At 60.7% G+C, this 19926-nt stretch carries 26 protein-coding genes and 1 tRNA gene; 14 read left to right on the top strand and 13 right to left on the bottom strand.

The genetic code is table 11. The annotated features are described in order from the left end of the window. Positions 1-94 precede the first annotated feature (94 nt). Both U1738_RS11070 and U1738_RS11065 read right to left on the bottom strand, forming a co-directional pair. Entirely contained in the window at positions 95-766 is a 672-nt protein-coding gene (locus tag U1738_RS11070; RefSeq protein ID WP_332789114.1) for an RlmE family RNA methyltransferase, read from the bottom strand. A 10-nt stretch (positions 767-776) separates the two neighbouring features. Beyond that, positions 777-1841: a Ppx/GppA phosphatase family protein gene (locus tag U1738_RS11065; RefSeq protein ID WP_332789113.1), complete on the bottom strand. Its 1065-nt coding sequence runs from the start codon at positions 1839-1841 to the stop codon at positions 777-779. 226 nt (positions 1842-2067) lie between these two features. Here U1738_RS11065 and U1738_RS11060 point away from each other — a divergent pair. From U1738_RS11060 to U1738_RS11040, 5 genes are all read left to right on the top strand, one after another. Next, a tRNA-Gln gene (locus U1738_RS11060) sits at positions 2068-2141 on the top strand. Between the two features lie 310 nt (positions 2142-2451). Next, positions 2452-4419: a S9 family peptidase gene (locus U1738_RS11055; RefSeq protein ID WP_332789112.1), complete on the top strand. Its 1968-nt coding sequence runs from the start codon at positions 2452-2454 to the stop codon at positions 4417-4419. Positions 4420-4540: 121 nt separating this feature from the next. Beyond that, positions 4541-5737 carry an ImmA/IrrE family metallo-endopeptidase gene (locus tag U1738_RS11050; protein WP_332789111.1) on the top strand — a complete coding sequence of 399 codons (1197 nt, stop codon included), beginning with the start codon at positions 4541-4543 and terminating at the stop codon, positions 5735-5737. Further along, a complete protein-coding gene (locus U1738_RS11045) occupies positions 5737-6234 on the top strand; it encodes a DUF4411 family protein (protein WP_332789110.1) in 498 nt (165 codons plus the stop codon). The genes U1738_RS11050 and U1738_RS11045 overlap by 1 nt, the downstream gene beginning before the upstream one ends. Positions 6235-6502: 268 nt before the next feature. Continuing rightward, positions 6503-7375 carry a DUF3800 domain-containing protein gene (locus tag U1738_RS11040; protein WP_332789109.1) on the top strand — a complete coding sequence of 291 codons (873 nt, stop codon included), beginning with the start codon at positions 6503-6505 and terminating at the stop codon, positions 7373-7375. Between the two features lie 163 nt (positions 7376-7538). On the opposite strand, the gene U1738_RS11035 is transcribed toward U1738_RS11040, so the two are convergent. The 5 genes from U1738_RS11035 to U1738_RS11015 all read right to left on the bottom strand — a co-directional run bounded on the left by U1738_RS11035 (position 7539) and on the right by U1738_RS11015 (position 9082). Continuing rightward, positions 7539-8036 carry a hypothetical protein gene (locus tag U1738_RS11035; protein WP_332789108.1) on the bottom strand — a complete coding sequence of 166 codons (498 nt, stop codon included), beginning with the start codon at positions 8034-8036 and terminating at the stop codon, positions 7539-7541. 88 nt (positions 8037-8124) lie between these two features. Next, a complete protein-coding gene (locus U1738_RS11030) occupies positions 8125-8298 on the bottom strand; it encodes a hypothetical protein (protein ID WP_332789107.1) in 174 nt (57 codons plus the stop codon). Positions 8299-8390: 92 nt separating this feature from the next. After that, positions 8391-8606 (bottom strand): hypothetical protein, encoded by a 216-nt coding sequence (locus U1738_RS11025; RefSeq protein WP_332789106.1) that lies wholly within the window; start codon positions 8604-8606, stop codon positions 8391-8393. A 15-nt stretch (positions 8607-8621) separates the two neighbouring features. Further along, entirely contained in the window at positions 8622-8948 is a 327-nt protein-coding gene (locus tag U1738_RS11020) for a hypothetical protein (RefSeq protein WP_332789105.1), read from the bottom strand. Continuing rightward, positions 8945-9082, bottom strand: coding sequence for a hypothetical protein (locus tag U1738_RS11015; protein ID WP_332789104.1), 138 nt, complete (start codon positions 9080-9082; stop codon positions 8945-8947). The genes U1738_RS11020 and U1738_RS11015 overlap by 4 nt, the downstream gene beginning before the upstream one ends. Positions 9083-9507: 425 nt before the next feature. Here U1738_RS11015 and U1738_RS11010 point away from each other — a divergent pair, with 425 nt between their 5' ends. The 3 genes from U1738_RS11010 to U1738_RS11000 all read left to right on the top strand — a co-directional run bounded on the left by U1738_RS11010 (position 9508) and on the right by U1738_RS11000 (position 10194). Further along, positions 9508-9753, top strand: coding sequence for a helix-turn-helix domain-containing protein (locus U1738_RS11010; protein WP_332789103.1), 246 nt, complete (start codon positions 9508-9510; stop codon positions 9751-9753). 112 nt (positions 9754-9865) lie between these two features. Then, positions 9866-10027, top strand: a complete 162-nt coding sequence (locus U1738_RS11005) for a hypothetical protein (RefSeq protein ID WP_332789102.1) — start codon at positions 9866-9868, stop codon at positions 10025-10027. Continuing rightward, on the top strand, positions 10024-10194 hold the full coding sequence (locus U1738_RS11000; RefSeq protein WP_332789101.1) for a hypothetical protein: 171 nt from the start codon (positions 10024-10026) through the stop codon (positions 10192-10194). The genes U1738_RS11005 and U1738_RS11000 overlap by 4 nt, the downstream gene beginning before the upstream one ends. A 42-nt stretch (positions 10195-10236) precedes the next feature. On the opposite strand, the gene U1738_RS10995 is transcribed toward U1738_RS11000, so the two are convergent. Continuing rightward, positions 10237-10473 carry a hypothetical protein gene (locus U1738_RS10995; RefSeq protein ID WP_332789100.1) on the bottom strand — a complete coding sequence of 79 codons (237 nt, stop codon included), beginning with the start codon at positions 10471-10473 and terminating at the stop codon, positions 10237-10239. A gap of 90 nt (positions 10474-10563) precedes the next feature. Between U1738_RS10995 and U1738_RS10990 the strand changes: the two genes are divergently transcribed. After that, complete coding sequence (locus U1738_RS10990; RefSeq protein ID WP_332789099.1) at positions 10564-11166, top strand: PEPxxWA-CTERM sorting domain-containing protein; 603 nt, start codon at positions 10564-10566, stop codon at positions 11164-11166. Positions 11167-11228: 62 nt separating this feature from the next. Here the strand turns inward: U1738_RS10990 and U1738_RS10985 are convergent, their stop codons facing one another. Beyond that, the gene (locus U1738_RS10985; RefSeq protein WP_332789098.1) at positions 11229-11351 is read right to left on the bottom strand and encodes a hypothetical protein; all 123 of its coding nucleotides are present in this window, start codon (positions 11349-11351) and stop codon (positions 11229-11231) included. A gap of 166 nt (positions 11352-11517) precedes the next feature. Here U1738_RS10985 and U1738_RS10980 point away from each other — a divergent pair, with 166 nt between their 5' ends. The 5 genes from U1738_RS10980 (at position 11518) to U1738_RS10960 (ending at position 16489) form a co-directional block, all read left to right on the top strand. After that, positions 11518-13011, top strand: coding sequence for an ATPase domain-containing protein (locus U1738_RS10980; protein WP_332789097.1), 1494 nt, complete (start codon positions 11518-11520; stop codon positions 13009-13011). Next, on the top strand, positions 13004-15109 hold the full coding sequence (locus U1738_RS10975) for an ATP-binding protein (RefSeq protein WP_332789096.1): 2106 nt from the start codon (positions 13004-13006) through the stop codon (positions 15107-15109). Before U1738_RS10980 ends, U1738_RS10975 begins: the two co-directional genes overlap by 8 nt. A gap of 81 nt (positions 15110-15190) precedes the next feature. After that, positions 15191-15493 (top strand): hypothetical protein, encoded by a 303-nt coding sequence (locus U1738_RS10970; protein ID WP_332789095.1) that lies wholly within the window; start codon positions 15191-15193, stop codon positions 15491-15493. Between the two features lie 200 nt (positions 15494-15693). Beyond that, positions 15694-16095: a type II toxin-antitoxin system PemK/MazF family toxin gene (locus U1738_RS10965; RefSeq protein ID WP_332789094.1), complete on the top strand. Its 402-nt coding sequence runs from the start codon at positions 15694-15696 to the stop codon at positions 16093-16095. Positions 16096-16282: 187 nt separating this feature from the next. Further along, positions 16283-16489, top strand: a complete 207-nt coding sequence (locus U1738_RS10960) for a hypothetical protein (protein ID WP_332789093.1) — start codon at positions 16283-16285, stop codon at positions 16487-16489. A 42-nt stretch (positions 16490-16531) separates the two neighbouring features. Here U1738_RS10960 and U1738_RS10955 read toward each other — a convergent pair whose 3' ends face one another. From U1738_RS10955 to U1738_RS10940, 4 genes are all read right to left on the bottom strand, one after another. Beyond that, positions 16532-16873, bottom strand: coding sequence for a hypothetical protein (locus U1738_RS10955; protein WP_332789092.1), 342 nt, complete (start codon positions 16871-16873; stop codon positions 16532-16534). Between the two features lie 77 nt (positions 16874-16950). Continuing rightward, positions 16951-17343 carry a BLUF domain-containing protein gene (locus tag U1738_RS10950; protein WP_332789091.1) on the bottom strand — a complete coding sequence of 131 codons (393 nt, stop codon included), beginning with the start codon at positions 17341-17343 and terminating at the stop codon, positions 16951-16953. A gap of 91 nt (positions 17344-17434) precedes the next feature. After that, on the bottom strand, positions 17435-17671 hold the full coding sequence (locus U1738_RS10945; protein ID WP_332789090.1) for a hypothetical protein: 237 nt from the start codon (positions 17669-17671) through the stop codon (positions 17435-17437). A gap of 200 nt (positions 17672-17871) precedes the next feature. Further along, positions 17872-19554, bottom strand: a complete 1683-nt coding sequence (locus U1738_RS10940; RefSeq protein ID WP_332789089.1) for a hypothetical protein — start codon at positions 19552-19554, stop codon at positions 17872-17874. Positions 19555-19926: the final 372 nt, after the last annotated feature.

Raw genomic sequence — 19926 nt, 5'->3', positions numbered from 1 at the left:
TTGTTTCAAACCGCCCCGTCGCGGCAAAGCCGCGCCGTCGGTCGGGTGCTGCGCCCCGCCGGCCGGGCTATCGGCCTGATCCGAAATAGCTGCGCTATTTCGGGCCTCTGCCTTTAAACCCCTGCGCCACCACGAACCACTCCACCGACCCCTTCCGGCTGGCCGGCGGCTTCGCATGCTTCACCGTCGCGAAGTTGCGCTTCATCTCCGCCACCAGTTCCGAATCCGCGCCGCCCGCGAAGACCTTGGCGACGAAGGCTCCGCCCGGTTCCAGCACCTCCACCGCAAATGCCAATGCCGCCTCGACCAGCCCCAGGGTGCGCAGCGCGTCGGTCTGCGGGTGGCCCACGGTGTTCGCTGCCATGTCCGACAGGACGAGATCGGGCGCGCCACCCAGTTCGGCGATCAGTGTATCCGGCGCTGCATCGTCCATGAAATCCATCAGCAGGATCGTCACGCCGTCGATCGGATCGACCGGCAACAGGTCGATGCCGACCACCGCCGCCTTCGCCGCCTGCCGCCGCACCACCTGGCTCCACCCGCCGGGCGCGAGGCCGAGATCGATCACGCGCTTCTTACCCTTCAGGAAGCCGAAGCGCTCGTCGAGTTCGATCAATTTGTAGGCCGCGCGGCTGCGATAACCATCAGCCTTGGCGCGGCGGACATACGGGTCGTTTAGCTGCCGCTCCAGCCAGCGCGTCGATTGCGCCGTGCGCTTGCGCGCCGTCTTCACCCGGACCCGGAGGCCGCCGCCGTCCTTGCTCATGCGCCTTTACTCACAACCGTTCCCTGTTCATCAGCCGCCGCAGGATCCCTTCGCGAATGCCGCGATCCGCCACGCCCAGCCGCTCGGCCGGCCACAAATCCATGATCGTCTCCAGAATCGCGCAGCCCGCCACGACCAGATCGGCGCGCTCGGTGCCGATGCACGGCAGGGTCGCGCGCTCGGCGAGATTCATGCCCGACAGATCGCGGCTGATCCGCCGCATCGACGCCGCCGGCACGATCAGCCCGTCGACCTGGCTGCGGTCGTAATGCGATAGCTCCAGATGCACGCTGGCGAGCGTCGTCACCGTACCGCTCGTTCCCAGCAGGCGCGGCCGGGCAATCCCGCGCGGCAGACGCGCGGCGAACCCGGCGAAGCTGTCGGCGACGATCCCGCGCATTCGCGCATAGGCGTCGAGCCGCCCGGCGCGATCCTGCGCGTAACCGATATGTTCGGTCAGCGAGACGACGCCCCATGGCGCACTATGCCAGTCGAGCACCCGCGGCACCGCGCCGCTGGTATCGACCAGCACCAATTCGGTCGATCCGCCGCCGATGTCGAAGATCAGCGCCGGATCCTCGCCCGGCTCGATCAGCGCATGGCAGCCGAGCACGGCAAGGCGCGCTTCCTCCTCGGCCGAGATGATGTCGAGATGGATGCCGGTCTCGGCCAGCGCACGGGCGATGAAATCCGGCCCGTTGCTCGCGCGCCGGCATGCCTCGGTCGCCACGGAGCGCGACAGCGTGACGTTGCGGCGCTTCAGTTTCTCGGCGCAGATCTTGAGTGCGGCCAGCGTGCGTTCAATCGCCGCATCGCTCAGCCGCCCCGTCGCCGCCAGCCCTTCGCCCAGCCGCACGATGCGTGAAAAGGCATCGACCACGGCAAATCCGTCGGCCTGTGGCCGCGCGATCAGCAGGCGGCAATTGTTGGTGCCGAGATCGAGCGCGGCATAATGCGGTGCCGATGGCCAGCGCCCGCGTGGGCGGTCGCCCTCCTTGCCGAACGCAGGGGCCTTGCCGGAAACCGGCGCCGGACGGGCAGGGGGGCCATTGGGCGATCCCTGCCGGTACGGCATTCTGGGCGACTGATCCCCCATGCCGTCTATACTCGCAATTCTGTTCTGCCGTCGCGGGGCCGCAAGGTGCGTCCCGTCCGGTGCTTGAACGCATAGGTAGCGTAACCGTCGCCCACCGGCAAGCACGCCGCCTGCGCCCGCGCCCGCCCTTCACGCGACCGCTAAGTGCGCCCCTCACGCGCGGTTGACACCTTCAGACGCGCCGCCTATCTCGCACCCCCGCTGATGCCCCGTCGTCTAATGGTAAGACTGCGGTTTCTGATACCGCCTATTGAGGTTCGAATCCTCACGGGGCATCCAGCGATCTCCCGCTAAGTATATGATATGTTGTAGCTATTTCGGTTTTTGCCGGATAGCGTTCCCCATATCGTTCCCACATAAGCTGCCGGCTCGGCGCGAACAGCAGCGGACAAGCGGTGCGATTCGGTCGCTCACCATTACGCGGAACGGTCAGCGATAGCGTGGTGCTGTAGTTAGTCGTAATGTCCCTCTAAGATGTCGGGAGGGGACTGAATTGGCGCGAATCGTTTCATATGCGGGACTGGCGATTGTTTTGGCGCTTTCCGTCTCTAGCAGCGCGTCGATAGCTGCCGATCCCGCAACTTTCCCGATGAACGACCAAGTCCGCACCGCTGTCCGAGGCATGCGCGGTCTTGCGGTGGCACCGGACGGTCGGAGTGTGCTGGCAGCAATTACCGAGACGACAGCCAATGGCGGCCTGCCCCACCTGTGGCTGCTCGCGCCAAATGCTCAGCCTCGCCAATTGACCTTCCGCACCGGAGAGCGTGGCGAGAGCGACGGTACATTTGCACCGGACGGATCGATCCTGTTTCTTGCCACCACGAGTGGCACGAAGTCGCTCTATCGTTTGCCGGCCACCAGCGGTGAGGCGGATCGGCTGCAGTTCGGCAAGACGGACGGCACCGTTACCGCGCATTGGGGCGGCGTGGCCGTGAAGGACGCATTGTCGATCGCCGGCTATAACACTTCACCTGATGGCCGAACGCTTGCGGTATGGGCGGACGATGCCGAGGCCGCAGCGATTAAGGCGCGGCGCGATCGTAAGGATGACGGCTATGCGCACGACATCCCGGACAAGCGGAAGCACCTCTATCTCGTCGATGCAGTTACGGGCGCGGCACGTATGGTGCCGCTCGACGGCGCGTTTACCGGGGCGGATTGGACATATGACAGCGCCGAGCTGATCATCACCACGGATCCCGAAAACGACGAGACCGGACCCGACGCGCGCTTCTGGCGGGTCAATGCCGCGACGCTCAAGCCCACGCCGATTGATCTGCCGCGCACCGCGTCTGGTGTGGCATTGCTGCCCGGCCGCGCCCGTCTGGTGTATTCCGACCAATGCGCCGAGGATGCTCCTCCGGGGTGCACATACATAAGCGTCAAGGATCTCGGCACCGGGCAGACGCGCAATCTGACCCGTGGCTTTGAAGGCGATATGCCTTCCGGTTACGAGGTCTTGCCAGACGGCGATCTGGCAATGGCGATCGGCACGCGCACACGTTCACGCCTCGCAAGGCTATCGACGAAGACGGGGGTGGTCACGTGGCTCCCCAGCACCGAGCAGCCCGTCGCCTACGCGCTGACAAGCAATCCTCGCCATTCGGGTTGGGCCTATATTGCGACGGGGCCGACCAAGCCGCCGACGGTCATGCTGATGCCCGGTCTCGGTGCCAAATCGGTCGCGCTCGCCACCCCTCCGCTCACCCCTTCTAATTGGCCGCAAGTCGCCTCTCGTGTCGTCACTTGGCAGAATGAAGGCCTGACGATCGAAGGTCTGCTCTATCTTCCGAAGGTCGCGCCAGGCACGAAGGTGCCGCTGGTCGTCAACGTGCATGGGGGGCCGGCGGGGCGCTTTCAGGACGATTACAGCCCGCTGGTGCAGATGCTGGTCGCGGAAGGCTGGGCGGTGTTCCAGCCCAACATCCGGGGCAGCACCGGATATGGCGCGAAGTTCACCGCAGCCAACAAGAACGATCTTGGCGGCGCTGACTATCGCGACGTGATGACGGGTGTGGACGCCATGCTCAAATCCTACCCGATCGACGCAGATCGGATGGCGCTGATTGGATACAGCTACGGCGGTGAGATGGCCGGCTTCGTCGTTGGCAAGACGGATCGGTTCAAGGCGATCGTGTCCGGCGCGCCTGTCATCAATCAGCTCAGCGAGTACGGCACAGAGGACGGCACCTTCTACGACCGCTGGTATTACGGCAAACCTTGGCTCAATTTCACCGATGCCTGGCGGCAAAGCCCGCTGTCCACGGCGGGGAATGCCAAGACGCCGTTCCTGCTGCTGCAGGGCGAGAAGGACGTTACCGATCCGCTCGGCCAATCGATGGAGATGTATCGCGCGCTGAAGCAATCCGGCGCTCCGGTGGCGCTGGTGATCTATCCCCGCGAGGGGCACGGAGACACGGGCGGTAGCTTCCGGGGTGCCGCGAGCCAGGAACCCTGGCACGGTGTTGACCTGCGCCGGCGCATGTTCGGTTTCCTCCGCGATGCTTTCGCTGGCAAGGTAGATCCGCTGGCACCAGCCCGGCAGGACAACCCTTGATCTGTTCTGACCTGAAGCTCGCGGATGCCGCACGGATAGGGGTTGCCAGCATCTGTGCGTTCAACAAGTCAGTCCGTTGATCATGCTGGCGAATTAACCTCTGCTCGTGCATTGTGATCAGGTGGCCGCTGTGAATCCTGAAATCCTGATCTGGGCAAGGGAGACCGCTGGTCTCGATCGGGAATCGGCTGCCCGCAAAATTGCTCTCAACGCCGCGCGTGGAGTAACTGGGGCCGAGCGGCTCGCAGCTTTGGAAGCGGGCGAAGCCGTTCCTTCTTCGACGCTTTTGCAGCGGATGGCGCATCAGTATCACCGCCCGCTGTTGAGTTTCTACATGACCGCGCCCCCCGCGCCAGCAGAGTTAGGGCAGGATTTCCGAACGCTTCCTGACCAAGGTGATCCTTCTAACGTATTGCTTGCAACGCTGCTTCGCGACGTCAAAGCGAGGCAATCTCTTGTGCGCGATACGCTCGAAGATGATGACGAACGACTTGATGTTGAACTCGTCGGTTCACAGGAAGGTGTGGTGGATGCTGTCGAGTTGTCGAGCGCTCTCATTGCCGCCATCGGGTTCAGCCGGGACGAATTTCGGGCAAAACAGTCCGCAGAGGACGCCTTTGCTTACCTGCGCACGCTCGTCGAGGCCGAAGGTATATTCGTCCTACTCGCTGGCGATTGTGGGCACTGGTCGACCGCGATCGAGGTTGGTGTGTTCCGTGGTTTCGCCATAGCGGACCGCGTTGCACCATTCATTGTAATCAACGACCAGGATGCGAAAGCCGCGTGGTCCTTCACTCTTCTCCACGAACTTGGTCATCTTATTCTTGGTGAAAGCGGCGTCAGCGGCGGCCCGCCAAGCAGCGACATCGAGCAACTATGCAATGATGCCGCTGCGGCGACGTTGATCGAACCCGAGGAGGTCGCGATGGCTTACCTGGGAATAGGTGACGGCGGGCAAGACTTGGTGGCGATAATCAATGCTCTCGCGAACAGGGCTCGAATAAGTCGATCGATGGTGGCTTATCAACTTTTCCGCTCGGCGGCGATCAACCGCGCATCGTGGGAAGAGCTACGCGATCAGTTTCGAGCAGAATGGCTCGACGGCAAGGCGCGGCTGAAAGAAAAGAATAAGGCCAAATCCGGCGGACCTGACTGGTATGTGGTCCGACGGCAGAGGCTCGGAGCCGCCTTATTGTCGGTCGCTCGGCAAGGTATTGCCGACGGGTCGCTCACCCCGACGCGTGCTGCCAGAATGCTCGGCGTGAAGCCAATGGCGGTATATCCGCTGCTTGCAGATCCCCGGCGAGCTCACGCCTGATGTTATATCTGCTTGATGCAAATACGCTGATCAACGCTCACCGAGGCTGGTATGCGTTAAAGCGTGTGCCTGAATTTTGGCGCTGGGTGCTGCATCACGCGGAAGCCGGCACCGTGAAGATGCCAAGCGAAATTTATGCTGAGGTTGAAGCAGGTAATGACACCTTGGCTATCTGGATGAAGGATGCCCGACATAAGAAGGCGCTGCGTCTCGACGAGGATGCCGATCTAGGGAAGGTCCAGACGGTGCTTGCTCAATACGGCGCTGGGCTGACTGAAGCCGATATGATCTCTATCGGCCAAGACCCGTTTCTCATTGCCGCCGCCTTAGGAAATTCGGACCGGCGTGTCGTAACCGCTGAAGTCTCGAGTTCCGGTAAGAAGGGCGCGAAGCGTAAGGTGCCCAACGTGTGCGACGACTGCGCCGTGTCGTGGCAATCGCCCATCGACTTCATCAATGAACTCGACTTCACCACAGGCTGGGAATTGCTTGAGTAGCCACCCGATATGTGTGAGCACGCGGCTAGATTTTGCGCCGATCGGGTGGCTAGCCATTTAAGATGATGTTGGCATCTCCGAGCGAAGCCAGGTCATTATGCGTGGCACCAACACTGAGCCCTGCATCGGCCTGCCAGACGGCTCGAACGATCAAAGCCTGCCAGATGACTAGCCCAAGAAGTTGAGCAATTTCGCCTAAAACCAGAAATCCTATTACGGTGACCAAACCGCTGGGGACTCAATCGCGGTCGCGCGCTAAGCATGGCGTATGGCAGCGCGCTACAGCTTTTCCGTCTACATAGATGAGGCAGGTGATCCCGGCATAAAGGCGAAGGTGCCGGTGGGTGCATCAGAATGGTTCGTCGTGTCGGCAGTGGTTCTGAGCGCCGATCGCGACTTGGACGCGGTTGATTGGCTTCGTGACATGCGTGAGGCCGTTCGGATGCAACAACGTCAAACGATGCACTACCGAAACCTGAGCCAGACCAACAAACACCGCGTCTGTAGGATGCTTTCGACTAAAAACGTGCGTCTATTCACGGTGGCGAGCCACAAGTCCAATATGCGAGGTCGTCAGAATCCCAGACTGAAAAAACAGCTCGGCAAGGACGAGTTCTACAACTGGTGCCTTCGGCTCCTATTTGAACGCGTGACAACCTGGTGTTCGCGGCGGGCAAAACTTGAAGGTCTAGACAATCAGAAGGGTCGTATTGTTTTTAGTGAGCGAGGCGGTCACGATTACCAACATCTGAAAGCCTATCTTGGTCTCCTTGAAGATCAGGCGGTTACTGGTCACGGCGTGAAGCTCGCAAGGGAGATCGTGCCGGGCGTCATTACACCAGAGTTGATTGAGGTTCGAAGGCATGACGACCTTGCCGGCCTTCAACTCGCCGATATTTGCGCGAGCGCGTTCTTCCAGGCCGCGAACATCAGAAGCGCTGAGGATCTTGAACCTGCGGCTGCATTGCTTCCTCGGGTCGCCCGCGATCGTAGGGCGCGCACCGCTGCTGAATTCGGCTTGCTTAGATTGCCATTCTCCAAACATGGAGAGATCCCCGAAGCGTCTCGTCCGCTATTCGAAAAGTTCGGATACCAGTGGGATAAGTCGGCGGGCCCCGGCCTTCATCAACCCGGAAAGTGAATAGGTCGCTATCCGATGAGCAACCATCTGTTCGGGCGTCGTCTCGCGCGAAGCGATCGGACAAAAGGGTGTTCCGGCGCATCCCGCCTGCCGACTGAGGTGCCACAATTTCTGCGTTGAATCAATAGGTTGCTAAGCTATTGAGGTGACTCGATTTTAACCGTTATGACACAATCATCGCCTCGACCATCGCCTGCATCAGCACGCCACGCGGCACGGGAACGCCGACCGACACATAGTCCTGATTGTATGCCAGCCGCGTTCCGTAGAGCGCGATCCACTGCCGCCCATGCTGACGCCAGGCGCGCTGTAACGCCGCGACCGGCAGCAGCAGGCACGTGCCGGCTGGTGCGAAGGCGTAGGCAATAAAATCGCATGCCAATGGCTTCTGCACCCAGCCGGGCAGCTTGCGGGCTTCGTCCGACCAGCGCTCCAGCAACACGTCAGGCCAGTCGGCTGTGCGCACCTTCTCGTCCACGGTGTAGGTGCGCCCGCACGCGAGCGTCAGCAGCCGGTCGATTCCCCCGCGCTGCGCCCACCCGTCTTCGCGCACCGCGACGGCCGACACCAACGTCGGGAATGCCTTCTGATACATCGGCATCCACCAGTCGGCGTCCACGAACCAGTTCGACAGGGCCAGGCTTTTGCCGAAGTGGTGCACGCGGGGCGAACGCGCCGAACCCGCCGACCGACGATCGCGGGCGACGGGTTGCCGAGATTGTGACGCGGGCGCGTGTCGCGCTGGCAGGCTAGTCGTAGGTGTTCTCCCGGTCGTGGGTATCTTCGTCGTCGTCGCGCAGATCCTTAAGGTCGGGATCACCGTCGATCTCGTCCATGCGATCGATCACGCAGGCGGTGAGCCTGGCCAATGCGGCGCGCGGCAGCGACGGCATGATGGCGAGCAGCCTTGAGGCCGATGGCATGTCGCTCGGCCGAACCCACTGGCTCCTTCGCGGCCGTCGCCAACCAATTCGGGCCGGCACCGGCAGGCGGGGTGGGATTGATGGGCGCGCCATCACGACGGCTCCCCGTTCTGCCGGCGCTCGATCGCGGTCCGCACAGCCTCGACACGCTCGGGGCGACCCACGACCTGGGCCATGATCGAGGTCAGCTCGTCGGCAGGGCAGTCCTGCACGACTAGCCAGAGCTTGCGGCCCGAAGCGAGGGCATAGCCCCCGCCGATCGCGACCAGCGCCGAGAGCCAGCCGGCTGCGTCGAAGGTGGGTTGCATTTGTGTCGCCATCGCTCAGCTCCCCCGCGCTGCAAGCTGACGAACGTCGGCAATGATAAAGGCGGCGTCTTCTCCGTTGAGCAGGGCGGCGGTAGGCCACAACGTCGAAATGATCTCACACTTTTCCGCGAGTGCGGCGAAGTTCGGAACGGGAAACTCGCAGAGCTCCTTCATCCGATCGGAGACGACGTCCAGGGCGGCTTCGAAAGCAGCTTCAGCCTCGTCGCCCGCGTCCTCTACGTCGGCCGGTGGTGTAACCGCCCGGCGGGCGGCTACGGCGGCGTGGTACTGCTCTAGAAGGCGCTGCCATTCAGTGGGACATCCGTTCGCTGAACTGCTCATGCCGCCTCCTCCTCTACCAATGCGATCTCGGCCCATTCAGCCTGAGTTAGCGGGCGGTCGGCCAGCAGCAGGGCCAGCAGGCGGGGAGCGCATTCGCGGACTTTGACCGCGATCGGTTCGACGAGCGCGATCATGACTGCGCCACCTGATCTGAGGTCGTCACTCCCGTTCCGATCCAGCAATCCGCAATTTCACGCGCGCGGTCTTCGCTGCGAAGGTAAGAGGGCACTCCTCGTCCGATAGAAGAGCGTCCGGTGCCGTAGCACCGCAACTCCCACGGCATGCCGCGTGACGCGAAGCATGGGTTATATTCGACCGTCGCGGTGCGTGCAGATGCGCACGGAGGCCGGCTGCTGATCGTGGATCGCGTGACCACGCTAGGTGTAGCGTGTCTTGGCGCGGTGATGCTAAGGGCATTCGAAGCCATAGTCGTCTCCTCAATAGACGGTTGTGGTCAGGCCGGGTGCGGAGGTTAGGCTCTCCGCACTCGGCTGACTGATCGTTTTAATATCACTACGAACGGTGGCGCACAAGTGCGAACTGATATAATTCAGATCACATGATGACCGTTGCGCAATGTCGTGCCGCAAGGGCCTTACTTGATTGGACTGCACAGGATCTCGCCGATCGAGCTAATATCGGCGTGGCAACGATACGCCGATACGAAACGGGAGCGGCGATCGCGGAAGTTTCCCATGACGCTATCGAACTGGCCCTGAAGAAGGCCGGCGTGGTGTTCATCACCGCCGGCAGCGCATCTGCAACCGGCGGCGATGGCGTGCGATTGGTTGGCATGCAGTCCTAAAAAATATCCCGCATGCCTCGATTGATGTAGAGCAGGTTATCGCTGCGACTCGCCAACGGGGTGGCTGCGACTGAGAGACGCTGGAGCGCTCCCGCTAGATGGGAGAACGACCGTGACCGAACCACACAAGATTATCGAACTGACGGACCTTGAGATGCGCGCGCGCGATCAGGCGGAAGCAAGCAACAGTATTTCGGCACGTATCGCTCATTTGGCACGGGCAGATGCATACAGCGATCAGATCAAAGGGCTGAAAGCGACAGCGGAAAAATGAGCGGCCTCGAATGCCCTGTTGAACATTTGGACCGCTTGATCGTCAGCATCCGCGAAACGCTGGCCGTGGCGGACGCCGGACATCAGCCGCTATTGGGCGCTATCCTGGCCGATTGCCTTGAAGTCGCGAAAGCCGTCCGGAAAAGCCTCCCGACTAAAACGGCATGATCGCCGTCGTGATGCTCGACCAAGCAGGAACGGTATCGGCTTTCAATGATCGCGAATCAGTGTGGCGTACTCCACCAAGTCATCACTGCCATCGTCGAACGAAGTACGCAAATTGGCCTGAAGCTGCTCAATGCCCGGCTCGATCGCGGGAGCCTCTGTCCCCGTCTTTCCTGATGGCCGTACGCGGGCCAACCTTTCCCACTCGGCAGACAACACCGTTAAGTGGTTAATAAGCTGTAAGAAATTCTTACGCTTCTCGCGTCCCGCATCAGCGTTCACCATTATCCTCCATGCGAAAGCGCCACTGGCACGGCGATTGCTACTGTTACATCGACGCCTGGTGATGGGCTTTTGAAAGAGGATACGGCGATGAAGATGACCAACCTGCTGCTCGCTGCCGCTGTTGCAGTTTCCGGCCTGACCGCAGCGACGGCAGCCAATGCTGCTGTGACTGTCAATTTCAATCAGGTTGGCGGGAACGTTGTCGTTACGGCGACTGGAACCTTCAATACGAACCTGTCACCTAACGTGGGTGGCAGCGGCAGCGTTGGTCAGTTCGTCAGTGCAGGCCCACAGTTTTTTGGACTTGGTACACAAGGGGCCGTTATTTATTACGGCTCAACTGGTCCATCTTACCTCTCAGGTAGTGCATTCACGAATTTCGACACGACATCTGGCACCACGATGTTCTTCAATGGCGCTGCCGGCGTGTACGGCCTTTCCAGCAGCTATGTCAGCAACTCGGCAATTCTGGCGACCGGCACGATCTTGAACAAAACGCTCGCGGGCATCGGTGCGGTCACCGGGTCGTATGTCCAAACTGTTGGAGGCAATACTTTGACGATCAATGTCGGCCAGGCAGTCGCTGCGGTCCCGGAGCCAGCAACTTGGGGCCTCATGATCCTCGGCTTCGGCATGATCGGTGCCGCTTCGCGCAGCCGCAAGGTCAAGACGACCGTCGCCTACGCATAACAGTTTCTTCTCCCGAAGAACGCTAAGCCGCTGGCCCTCGGGCTGGCGGCTTTTTGCTGTCGCTAGTTCGGCTTGCCGACCGGTTCGAGCTTCCAGTTGAAGCCGTCGCCCGCGCTTTCTTTGGCAGCAATGCCCTTCATGGCAAGCAGGATCGCCCTTCCGACATCTTCGCTGAGAAGACGCATGTCTCGTGGGGTCAGCACGTTGCCGCTCACGACCAACGGGTTCGAGTGCTGAGAAAATCGTTGTAAGATACAAGACTTTGAGCCTCATAAATCCTGTCGCTTCTTGTATCGGCAAGGCATCTTAATCGCTAGGACATGGTTCTTGGCGCGAGATGGACGGACAAACGTGAGCGAAAGCAATACAATCTCGACGGGCAATCAGGGTCTCGACACGATCCTTAAGGGCGGCCTTCCAGCCAGAAGGCTGTATCTGCTCGAAGGATCGCCGGGGGCCGGCAAGACGACGCTCGCGCTCCAGTTCCTCCGCGAAGGCATCCGGCTCGGCCAGCGTGTCCTCTACATTACCCTTTCCGAAACACGCGAAGAGCTCGCCGCAGTGTCAGCATCGCACGGATGGACCCTGGACGGCTTCGACGTGTTCGAACTCGATTCTACCGAGGAAGTCTTTGGCGGTGGTCGCGAGCAGTCGATTATCCATCCTTGGGAAATGGAACTCGGCGAGACAATCCGCCTGATCCAGGACGAAGTCGAACGGGTGAAGCCGACGCGGGTCGTCTTCGACAGCCTTTCTGAAATGCGTCTGCTCGCGCAGGATCCGCTTCGTTATCGACGGCAGGTCCTCGGTCTGAAGCAGTTCTTCGCCGGTCGCGACTCCACGGTTCTTCTCGTCGACGACATGACCGGGTCGGCCGAAAACAGCGATGCTCACCTTCACAGCCTATGTCACGGCGTCATTACACTCCAGCGCTTGACGCTCGACTTTGGTGCCGCCCGCCGACGATTGCAGGTTCAAAAATTGCGCGGTGTAGATTTCACTGCAGGCTATCACGACATGATGATCCGCAAGGGCGGCATCGATATTTTTCCCCGTCTCATCGCAGCAGATCATTATGCCGACTTCTCCGACGACCCTGTTGAGAGTGGTGTCGCGGAGCTTGACGGGCTGCTGTCCGGCGGCCCGATCCGCGGAACGAGCGTGCTCGTCACGGGGCCGGCCGGATCCGGAAAAACCACGATCGCGCTTCAATATCTCCATGCGGCATGCGTACGGGGAGAACCGTGTACGATATTTGAGTTCGACGAGCGTATCGCGACGCTGCTGCTTCGCGCGAAAGCCTTTAATCTGGACCTTGCGCCGTTTGTCGACGACGGAACGCTCGTCATCCAGCAGATTGATCCCGCCGAGATTTCGCCGGGCGAATTCGCCGCGCGGGTTCGCCACGAGGTCGAATCGCGCAAGACGCGCATGATCGTCGTCGACAGTCTGAACGGCTATCTTGCCGCCATGCCGCAGGAGCAGCAGCTCATACTGCAGATCCACGAACTGCTGTCATACCTAAGTCAGCAGGGTGTCGTTACTTTTCTGATCAATCCTCAGCACGGGCTGGTGGGGACGATGTCGACCAGTCTCAACATCTCCTACGTTGCCGATGCCGTCATCCTGCTACGCTTTTTCGAGGCAGGGGGGCGTATCCGCAAGGCGATCTCGATCATCAAAAACCGGGCTGGCATGCACGAGGATGCCATTCGCGAGTTCCGTATCGATCCCGAAGGCATCCGGGTCGGCGCACCGCTGACCGCCTTCAAAGGCGTGCTGACCGGCACCCCCGAATATACCGGTGCGACTGACCCCCTTTTGGAAGACCGTATCGGTGGCTAGAGATGCGTCGGTCGATGGCGGCCGGGTGATAGTCTGTGCACCCTATGGCCGTGACGCGGAGAGCGTCGGCGCTCTGCTGACAAAGGACGGTTATGAAGTTCGCATCTGCGGCGATATAAGTGTCGTGGCGGGCATACTGGACGAGTCCATCGGCACAATCCTGGTCACGGAAGAAGCGCTCGCCGGCGACCTAGGCTCACTTCGCGCGGGACTTGCCGCGCAAGCAGCTTGGTCCGATGTCCCGTTCGTCTTGCTGAAGGCGCAGCGTTCGACACGCATGGCGGCCGCTTCGCCTATTCCGTCCCATCTGCTTGATGTCGTCACAAACTTTGTCGTGCTCGAGCGCCCCCTTGGTGTTGCGTCGCTGCTCAGCGCGGTCGCCTCGGCGATGCGGGCGCGTCGCCGACAGTTCGAGATACGCGACCGCGTGGCCGATCTGGCGACCAGCGAGGGGCGCTTGCGCTTGGCTACCGCCGCTGCAGATATAGGCACATGGGACTACGACCCGGTCGGCGGGGACCTGCGCTGGGACGCCCGATGCAAGGCGATGTTCGGCTTGCCGGCCGATGTCGCCGTTTCGTTCGATGGTAGCTTTCTGGCGGGCCTGCATCCCGACGATCGCGACCGAACCGCAAGCGCGGTCGGTGCAGCACTTGATCCGGGCGGGAATGGCCAATATTCGATCGAGTACCGAACGATCGGTCTCGAGGACGGGATCGAACGGTGGGTGGCTGCGCGCGGTGGTGCGGTGTTCGACGCGGAACGCGCGACGCGGTTTATCGGGACGGTCATCGACATTTCCGAACGCAAGCAAGCGGAAGCGGCGCTCGCAGCATCCGAAACGGCGCTTCGGCAGGAAAGCAATGCCCTCGCGATTTTGAACCAGACGCTGGAAGCGCGCGTGGCCGAACGCACCGAGGCTTTGGAAGCGGAGATGGCGATCCGCTCCCAGGCCGAGGAGGCGCTTCGGCAAAGCCAGAAAATGGAGGCGGTCGGCCAGTTGACGGGCGGCATCGCGCACGATTTCAACAATATGCTGACCGGCGTTATTGGCGGTCTTGACATCATCAAGCGCCGCATAGCTTCCGGGCGGCTCGAAGACCTTGATCGGTTCATGGACGCGGCATCGACGTCGGCGCAACGCGCCGCGGCGCTGACCGCGCGGCTCCTGGCATTTTCTCGACGACAGTCGCTGGATGCGCGTCCGTTAGACATCAATGCGCTGACCGCATCGCTCGAAGATCTGCTCGCCAGGACGATCAACGAGAACATCGCGCTGAGGATCGTACCGGGCGATGGTTCGCCGCACGCCGTCGCCGACCCCAATCAGCTCGAGAATGCTCTCCTAAACCTCGCCATCAATGCGCGCGACGCTATGCCGATGGGCGGGCAGCTGACAATTGAGGTTAGCAGCGTCGAGCTAGATGAGGCTTATGCGTCGGCTAAACCGGACGTCCAAGCAGGACGCTATGTCGTGATTGCGGTTTCCGACACAGGGGTCGGCATGTCGCCCGACGTCATCGAGAAGGTGTTCGAGCCGTTCTTCACCACCAAGCCGATCGGCGAAGGCACCGGTCTCGGGCTGTCGATGGTTTATGGCTTCGCGCGACAGTCCGGCGGTCAGGTTCGCATCCACAGCCAGCCGGGTGAGGGCACGTCGGTCAAACTCTATCTCCGCGCGACGGACAATATCGAGATAGCAGGTGGAATCGCGGCGAGCCCGGTTCAGGAGGGCAGGGGGCAGACGGTGCTGGTCGTCGAGGATGATCCGTCGGTGCGTCTGCTCGTACGCGATGTACTCGAGGAATTGCGGTACACCGTTGTGGAGGCCGGCGAGGCGGGGGAAGCCATTCCTGTCCTGGCTTCGGATCGTTCAATCCACCTTATGGTCTCCGACGTCGGCTTGCCGGGTATGAATGGGCGTCAGCTTGCTGAGATCGCGCGGCAGCACCGGCCTGAACTCCCGATCCTTTTCGTCACAGGATATGCAGAAAACGCTGCCATTCGAGCGGGTTTTCTGGGCACCAACATGGGTATGATTACGAAACCATTCGCGCTCGACGTTCTAGCCGCCAAGATCGACGAGATGATCGCCTAATACTGCCTGTGATCGAAAGGCCCGCGCCACGGCCTTGGAGGGCGTTGATGCGGTCGTTGCGATCGATGATGCTGAAAGCGAGTGGATGTCGCTCTGATCTTCCCGATCGTGCTTCTGGCGATGTCACCGACTGCATCCTTCCAGTGCGCCGTCATTCGAGTTCATGACGGCGACGGGCCGCTTTGGTGCAAGAATGGCATCAAGGTGCGGGTGGCCCGCATCCAGGCACCCGACTTCGAGGATGCTGAACCGTGCCGCCAGCATCGCGCCGCGTACCGGTGTGATGATGCGGCAGCCGCGCGCAGCCAGCATATCGTCGAACGGATGACGCTGGCCGCACGCCCGTCTGTCAGCCGATCGGCGAAAGCTACGCTCGCGTCGTAGCGCGCTGTACGTTGCCGGATGGCCGGAGCCTGTCGTGCGCGATCATCGCGGCCGGCGCTGCAACACGATGGGATAGCTACTGGCGACGGTATGGTATGGGGGCGTGCACGTGATCAGGTAAGTGATCACATAAGACGGCATACAACTTTCATTCACGGCGCGCGCCTTGACAGCATGGGTGCCGATGGCAGTTGAACGGTATGGCTCTTCCTTATCATCCGAAACCCGGCACCATCGTTCTTTGTGATTACTCGACAGGCTTCAAAGAGCCGGAGATGGTCAAGCGGCGCTTGGCAGTTATAATCTCGCCGAAGTTAAAGCGCAGAAACGACTTAGCGACCGTTGTTCCGCTGTCGAAGTCCGAACCGCTTTATCTCGAACCTTGGCACTTCCAAGTTGATCAGGATATTCCTGAGCCGTGGGGACCAGGCCCCCGATGGGCCAAATGTGATATGCTCGCGACTGTGGGTTACCGACGCCTCGACCTGCCACATGGGAGACACGCCGTGACAAACGCGCGCATCCATCATCAGGTAGAATTGGACGAGAGCATCGTGGAAGCCTTGCGTCGCGCGGCTGCTGCCGCTCTCGGGATCAATTGAATCGTAGGAAAGTTTGCCCTATATGAAGGTTGTTCCTGCGCTGTGCCTCGCGGCACATCAGGCTTAAGTCCAGAGCGATCTGGCATGGTTCCTCGGCGATGCAAGCTGGGAACCCGTCAGCCCCGGTCAGGAAACTGGCCGGGGTTTTTCGTTTCGATGCCGGTAGAAAAGTATGGCTAGTGTGAAAGTGAAGCCAGCACTGCATTTCATCGGCTTTCGCGGTGACGAATATAACAGCGCCGTCCGCGTCTTCGGCCCGCCCGACTTCATCCATCGGCATTGGGATCGGCGTGCCGTGCAGGACATCGCGCCCGGCGACACTGCCGTATTCGCTCGGGGCAACGATCAGGATCCGGTGACACCGTATTCCTTCAACGACTCGGCCGGGATGTGATCGACTGATCGAGCTTGGTACTTTCGACCGTTCGCCTGGTGATCAAGCGGCTAGTCGCAGATACCCAGCGCGTAACGCCTGAGCGTTCTGCACATGATTGCGAACCTGCTTCATCATCACGATCGCGCTGAGGCGATATTCGTGCCAGTTGCCGACGATCTCGCGATCGATCCAGCGCCGTCGAAAATCGTCATAGATGCGTTGCAATTCGATCGAGCCGGAAGCCAGCAGATCTGCATAGGCGATCTGTTCGAACGCCGCCGGCTCCGATGCCGCAACACGCTCCTGGTCAGCGCAACGCCGATATGCCGCCATTGCCTCGACCACCTCCGCTCGAAGATAGGATAGACCGATAAGGTCGGCGTCGCCCATGCTGCTGGTCATTAGTGGCAGCCCGGTCCTGATTATCTCCAGCAAGCGATCCTGAATACGCTTGGTGATGTCTAGGCGATATGGCTCCATCACGCGGCGTGACGATCCGCGAACTCGGAGAAATAAGCTCTCACGGTTGGGTCGGCTATCGGCGCGATCAATGCCGAGATACCGACGTCCACGCCGCCCTGTCCGGCGGGTTGGTATCCCATCGACCATGCAGGGAAGAGCCGTTCGTCACATGTCCGTTTGTTCAGTGTGACAGCGGCGAAATGACGTGGGTCACGGCAGATACGATCGTACGTCGCCTGAACGCTCTGTTCGGGGCCTTCAAGCACCTGGAGAAAACGCTTCCCTCCAGCGACGAGCAGCCCTGTGACGTTGGCTGCGAAATTATTGCGCCGTGACACGCGCAGGATCTGCTCCACCTCCGCATGGTCGTGGGGATGCCTAGATGTGCTGATGTAAAGTAATCTAAGCATTGGATTTTCTCCCGTTTCGAGAGATAAATCCAGTGTGCGAACTTTGGGTTAAATCAGTTTAATTTTCGCCCGATCCGAACGCACCGTGCGATCAGTCATCCTTATACCGCACTCGCTCGATCTCGGCGTCAAGCTCCGCCGCGTATTCACGCAGAGCGCGGATGCTCTCATCGTCGTTGATGCCGGTCAAAACGCGCTCGATCTGGTCAGCGTCGCGGCGAAGTTCATTGAGCAAGGTTGTCATCAGCGGCGGGCTAGCGAACCGGATGATCTGCAAACAGGCCTTGCCACGCAATTTGGCGGTGGTCGGGGATTCGAGCGCGACCAAGCGAACTTATCCACATTTTCCAACGAGATGCGGTCAATGCCATGTCACGCGGCGTCTTGATCCACATTGCGCCGCCTGCCATGGCCGCGCGGTCCCGGTGCCAACACTCAGACCCTCGTCGGTGCCGGGGCAATTCGGGCGTTCAACTACACCCTCGCTCCACCTTTCTGGAAGAATGTGGCGGCATTCTCACAGCCTTGTCAGCGGCCTGCATCTAAAACGGCGCGCCGCTTAGGCGTGTCACTGATCGGCTGACCAGCATACTCCCTGATGCCCCATGCCCCGTACTTGCTGATCGGCCCGGTCGCGGAATAGACCATGATCGTGTCGCCGAGGATCGACTTCATGTCGGCATAATACCGGTCGTACGCTTGCCCCATCAACGGGCTTCGCTGCATCTCCGCTGCAGCCGGTGCGTTCGCGTCGTTCGGCACGATATGCTGACCGGACTCATAGACGATCGTTCGCAACCGATATTTTGCGACCGCTGCCTTCGTCCGGATCGCCTGGTCGTTGGCAACTACCCGGCTCGCCTCCAAGGTGAGGAAGCGCGCCGAAAGACTAGCGGTTGTGGCCGTCGCATCGCGCAGCATGTCGTGACCGAAGTACGGGGCGATGGCGACGGCATCGAGCGACGTGCGAAGGTCGCGGAACCCCATCATCTTATCGAGCGCCCACGTATTGCCGGACTGAATGCCCAACACACGCACCAGCCTGGACGGGTTAGCCTTGAACACGTCGCTCAGGATCTTGTGCATCCAGATCGACTTTTCGGCATAGCGCATGAGGTTGTTCGAATATTTATCGGGATCGAGGCTCTCGGCCACACCTTCGTTCAGCGCCTGCGTCGCGACGGGAAAGCCGAAGTTCCAGACCTCGTTGCCGGCCTCGAAATAGGCGCGGCGACTTGGTGCGAGCCTGTCACGGACCAGCGTGGCGAAGCGCCGCACATAATCCTCATCGGCATTCCATGGGATCGTGAACCACACGTCCGCGCCGGTTAGATTGGCGAGATCGACCTGATGCTCGATCGGCACGCCGTCGGATCCCGGCGCGCCGTCCGGCAGCGAACGCGTTGCCCAAGTGACCGGCGTATTGGCGTTGGCGACCGACCAATCGAGGTAGCGGATGACGCGATACGGTCGCATGTCATCGACGAACCGCTGATCGAACACGCCGTTTTGAACGACGCCGGCCTCGCGGCAGTCGAGATCGCGGAACGGATCAGATCGGTTGCCTTCCGAGAAGTTAATAAAGATCCCGCCAGGGATTTCCGGACTGCGGCGCTGCCACACGACCGAGGCGACGTGATCGCCATAGGATTGCTCCACACGGTCGCCATCCATGAAGATCTTGCCAGCGCCCTTCCACGTGCACGTCACCCGCGTGGGCGCGCCAGTGAACACCGCCTGCGGGATATTTAGGAAGATGCGGCCACCACGATTGGGGTAGCCATCCGCGCGGAACGTGTCGGCTGGCTCCCTGGCGAACCATTCGCTGCCTCGATATGCGAGGTTCGCCCAGATACGCTCGTAGCTGTAATAGTTGCCGGCGCTCGCGTTGATACCGATCTGTGCGGTCGAGGCTGGCACTGGAAGAGGCGTCGGCACTGGCGGCAAGACGGGCTCTTTCTCTTTCAGCATCTTGATCTGTTCAAGTCGAAGCGCTTCTGCGGTCTCCGCCGCAGTAGGGGTGTTTCCTGCGCAGTTTGCCTCGCTGGCCAGCTTCGACGGGTCTGAGATGCCCCCCTTTGTGATGGCCAGGTTGCCACAGCCGCTGGTCGTCTGAGCGTGAGCGAATAAGGCAACGAATGCCAAAACGGCGAACGCAAAAAATACCCTCACGGGCTTTCCTTTCTGGGAGTGCATCTTGCCTTTTGACAATGCCGGTGAGCGTGGCTCTTGTTGCGATGCAGCGCAAAGGTGGTGCGACGATCTGATCGGTAGTTAAGCTGAAGTGATTATTCAGTTTTTGCTCAGACCGATGAGCACGCTCTGGTCAGATGGGCCGCGCAGTCATGTCATCGAAGGGCATGCCGGTTGAGCCAAACCTTCCACGCTGTAATACCCTTGACGGTAATCAGATCATTCTTGGCGTGCGTCGAGCCTGGCCACGAAAAGGGCTGGCCGACATATACCGGCTCAAGCCTTTCCCGCAATTCGTGCAGCAATAAGACGGCTCAGCTCCTTGAGCCGAATTTCGCCCGATGCAATCTCGTGCTGATCACCACCGCGTTCGCGTAGGAGGTGAAGCTG

It is taken from the genome of Parasphingomonas caseinilytica (genome assembly GCF_036663755.1).
Lineage (GTDB): Bacteria > Pseudomonadota > Alphaproteobacteria > Sphingomonadales > Sphingomonadaceae > Sphingomonas.
This window is presented reverse-complemented; position numbering and strand designations above follow the sequence as displayed.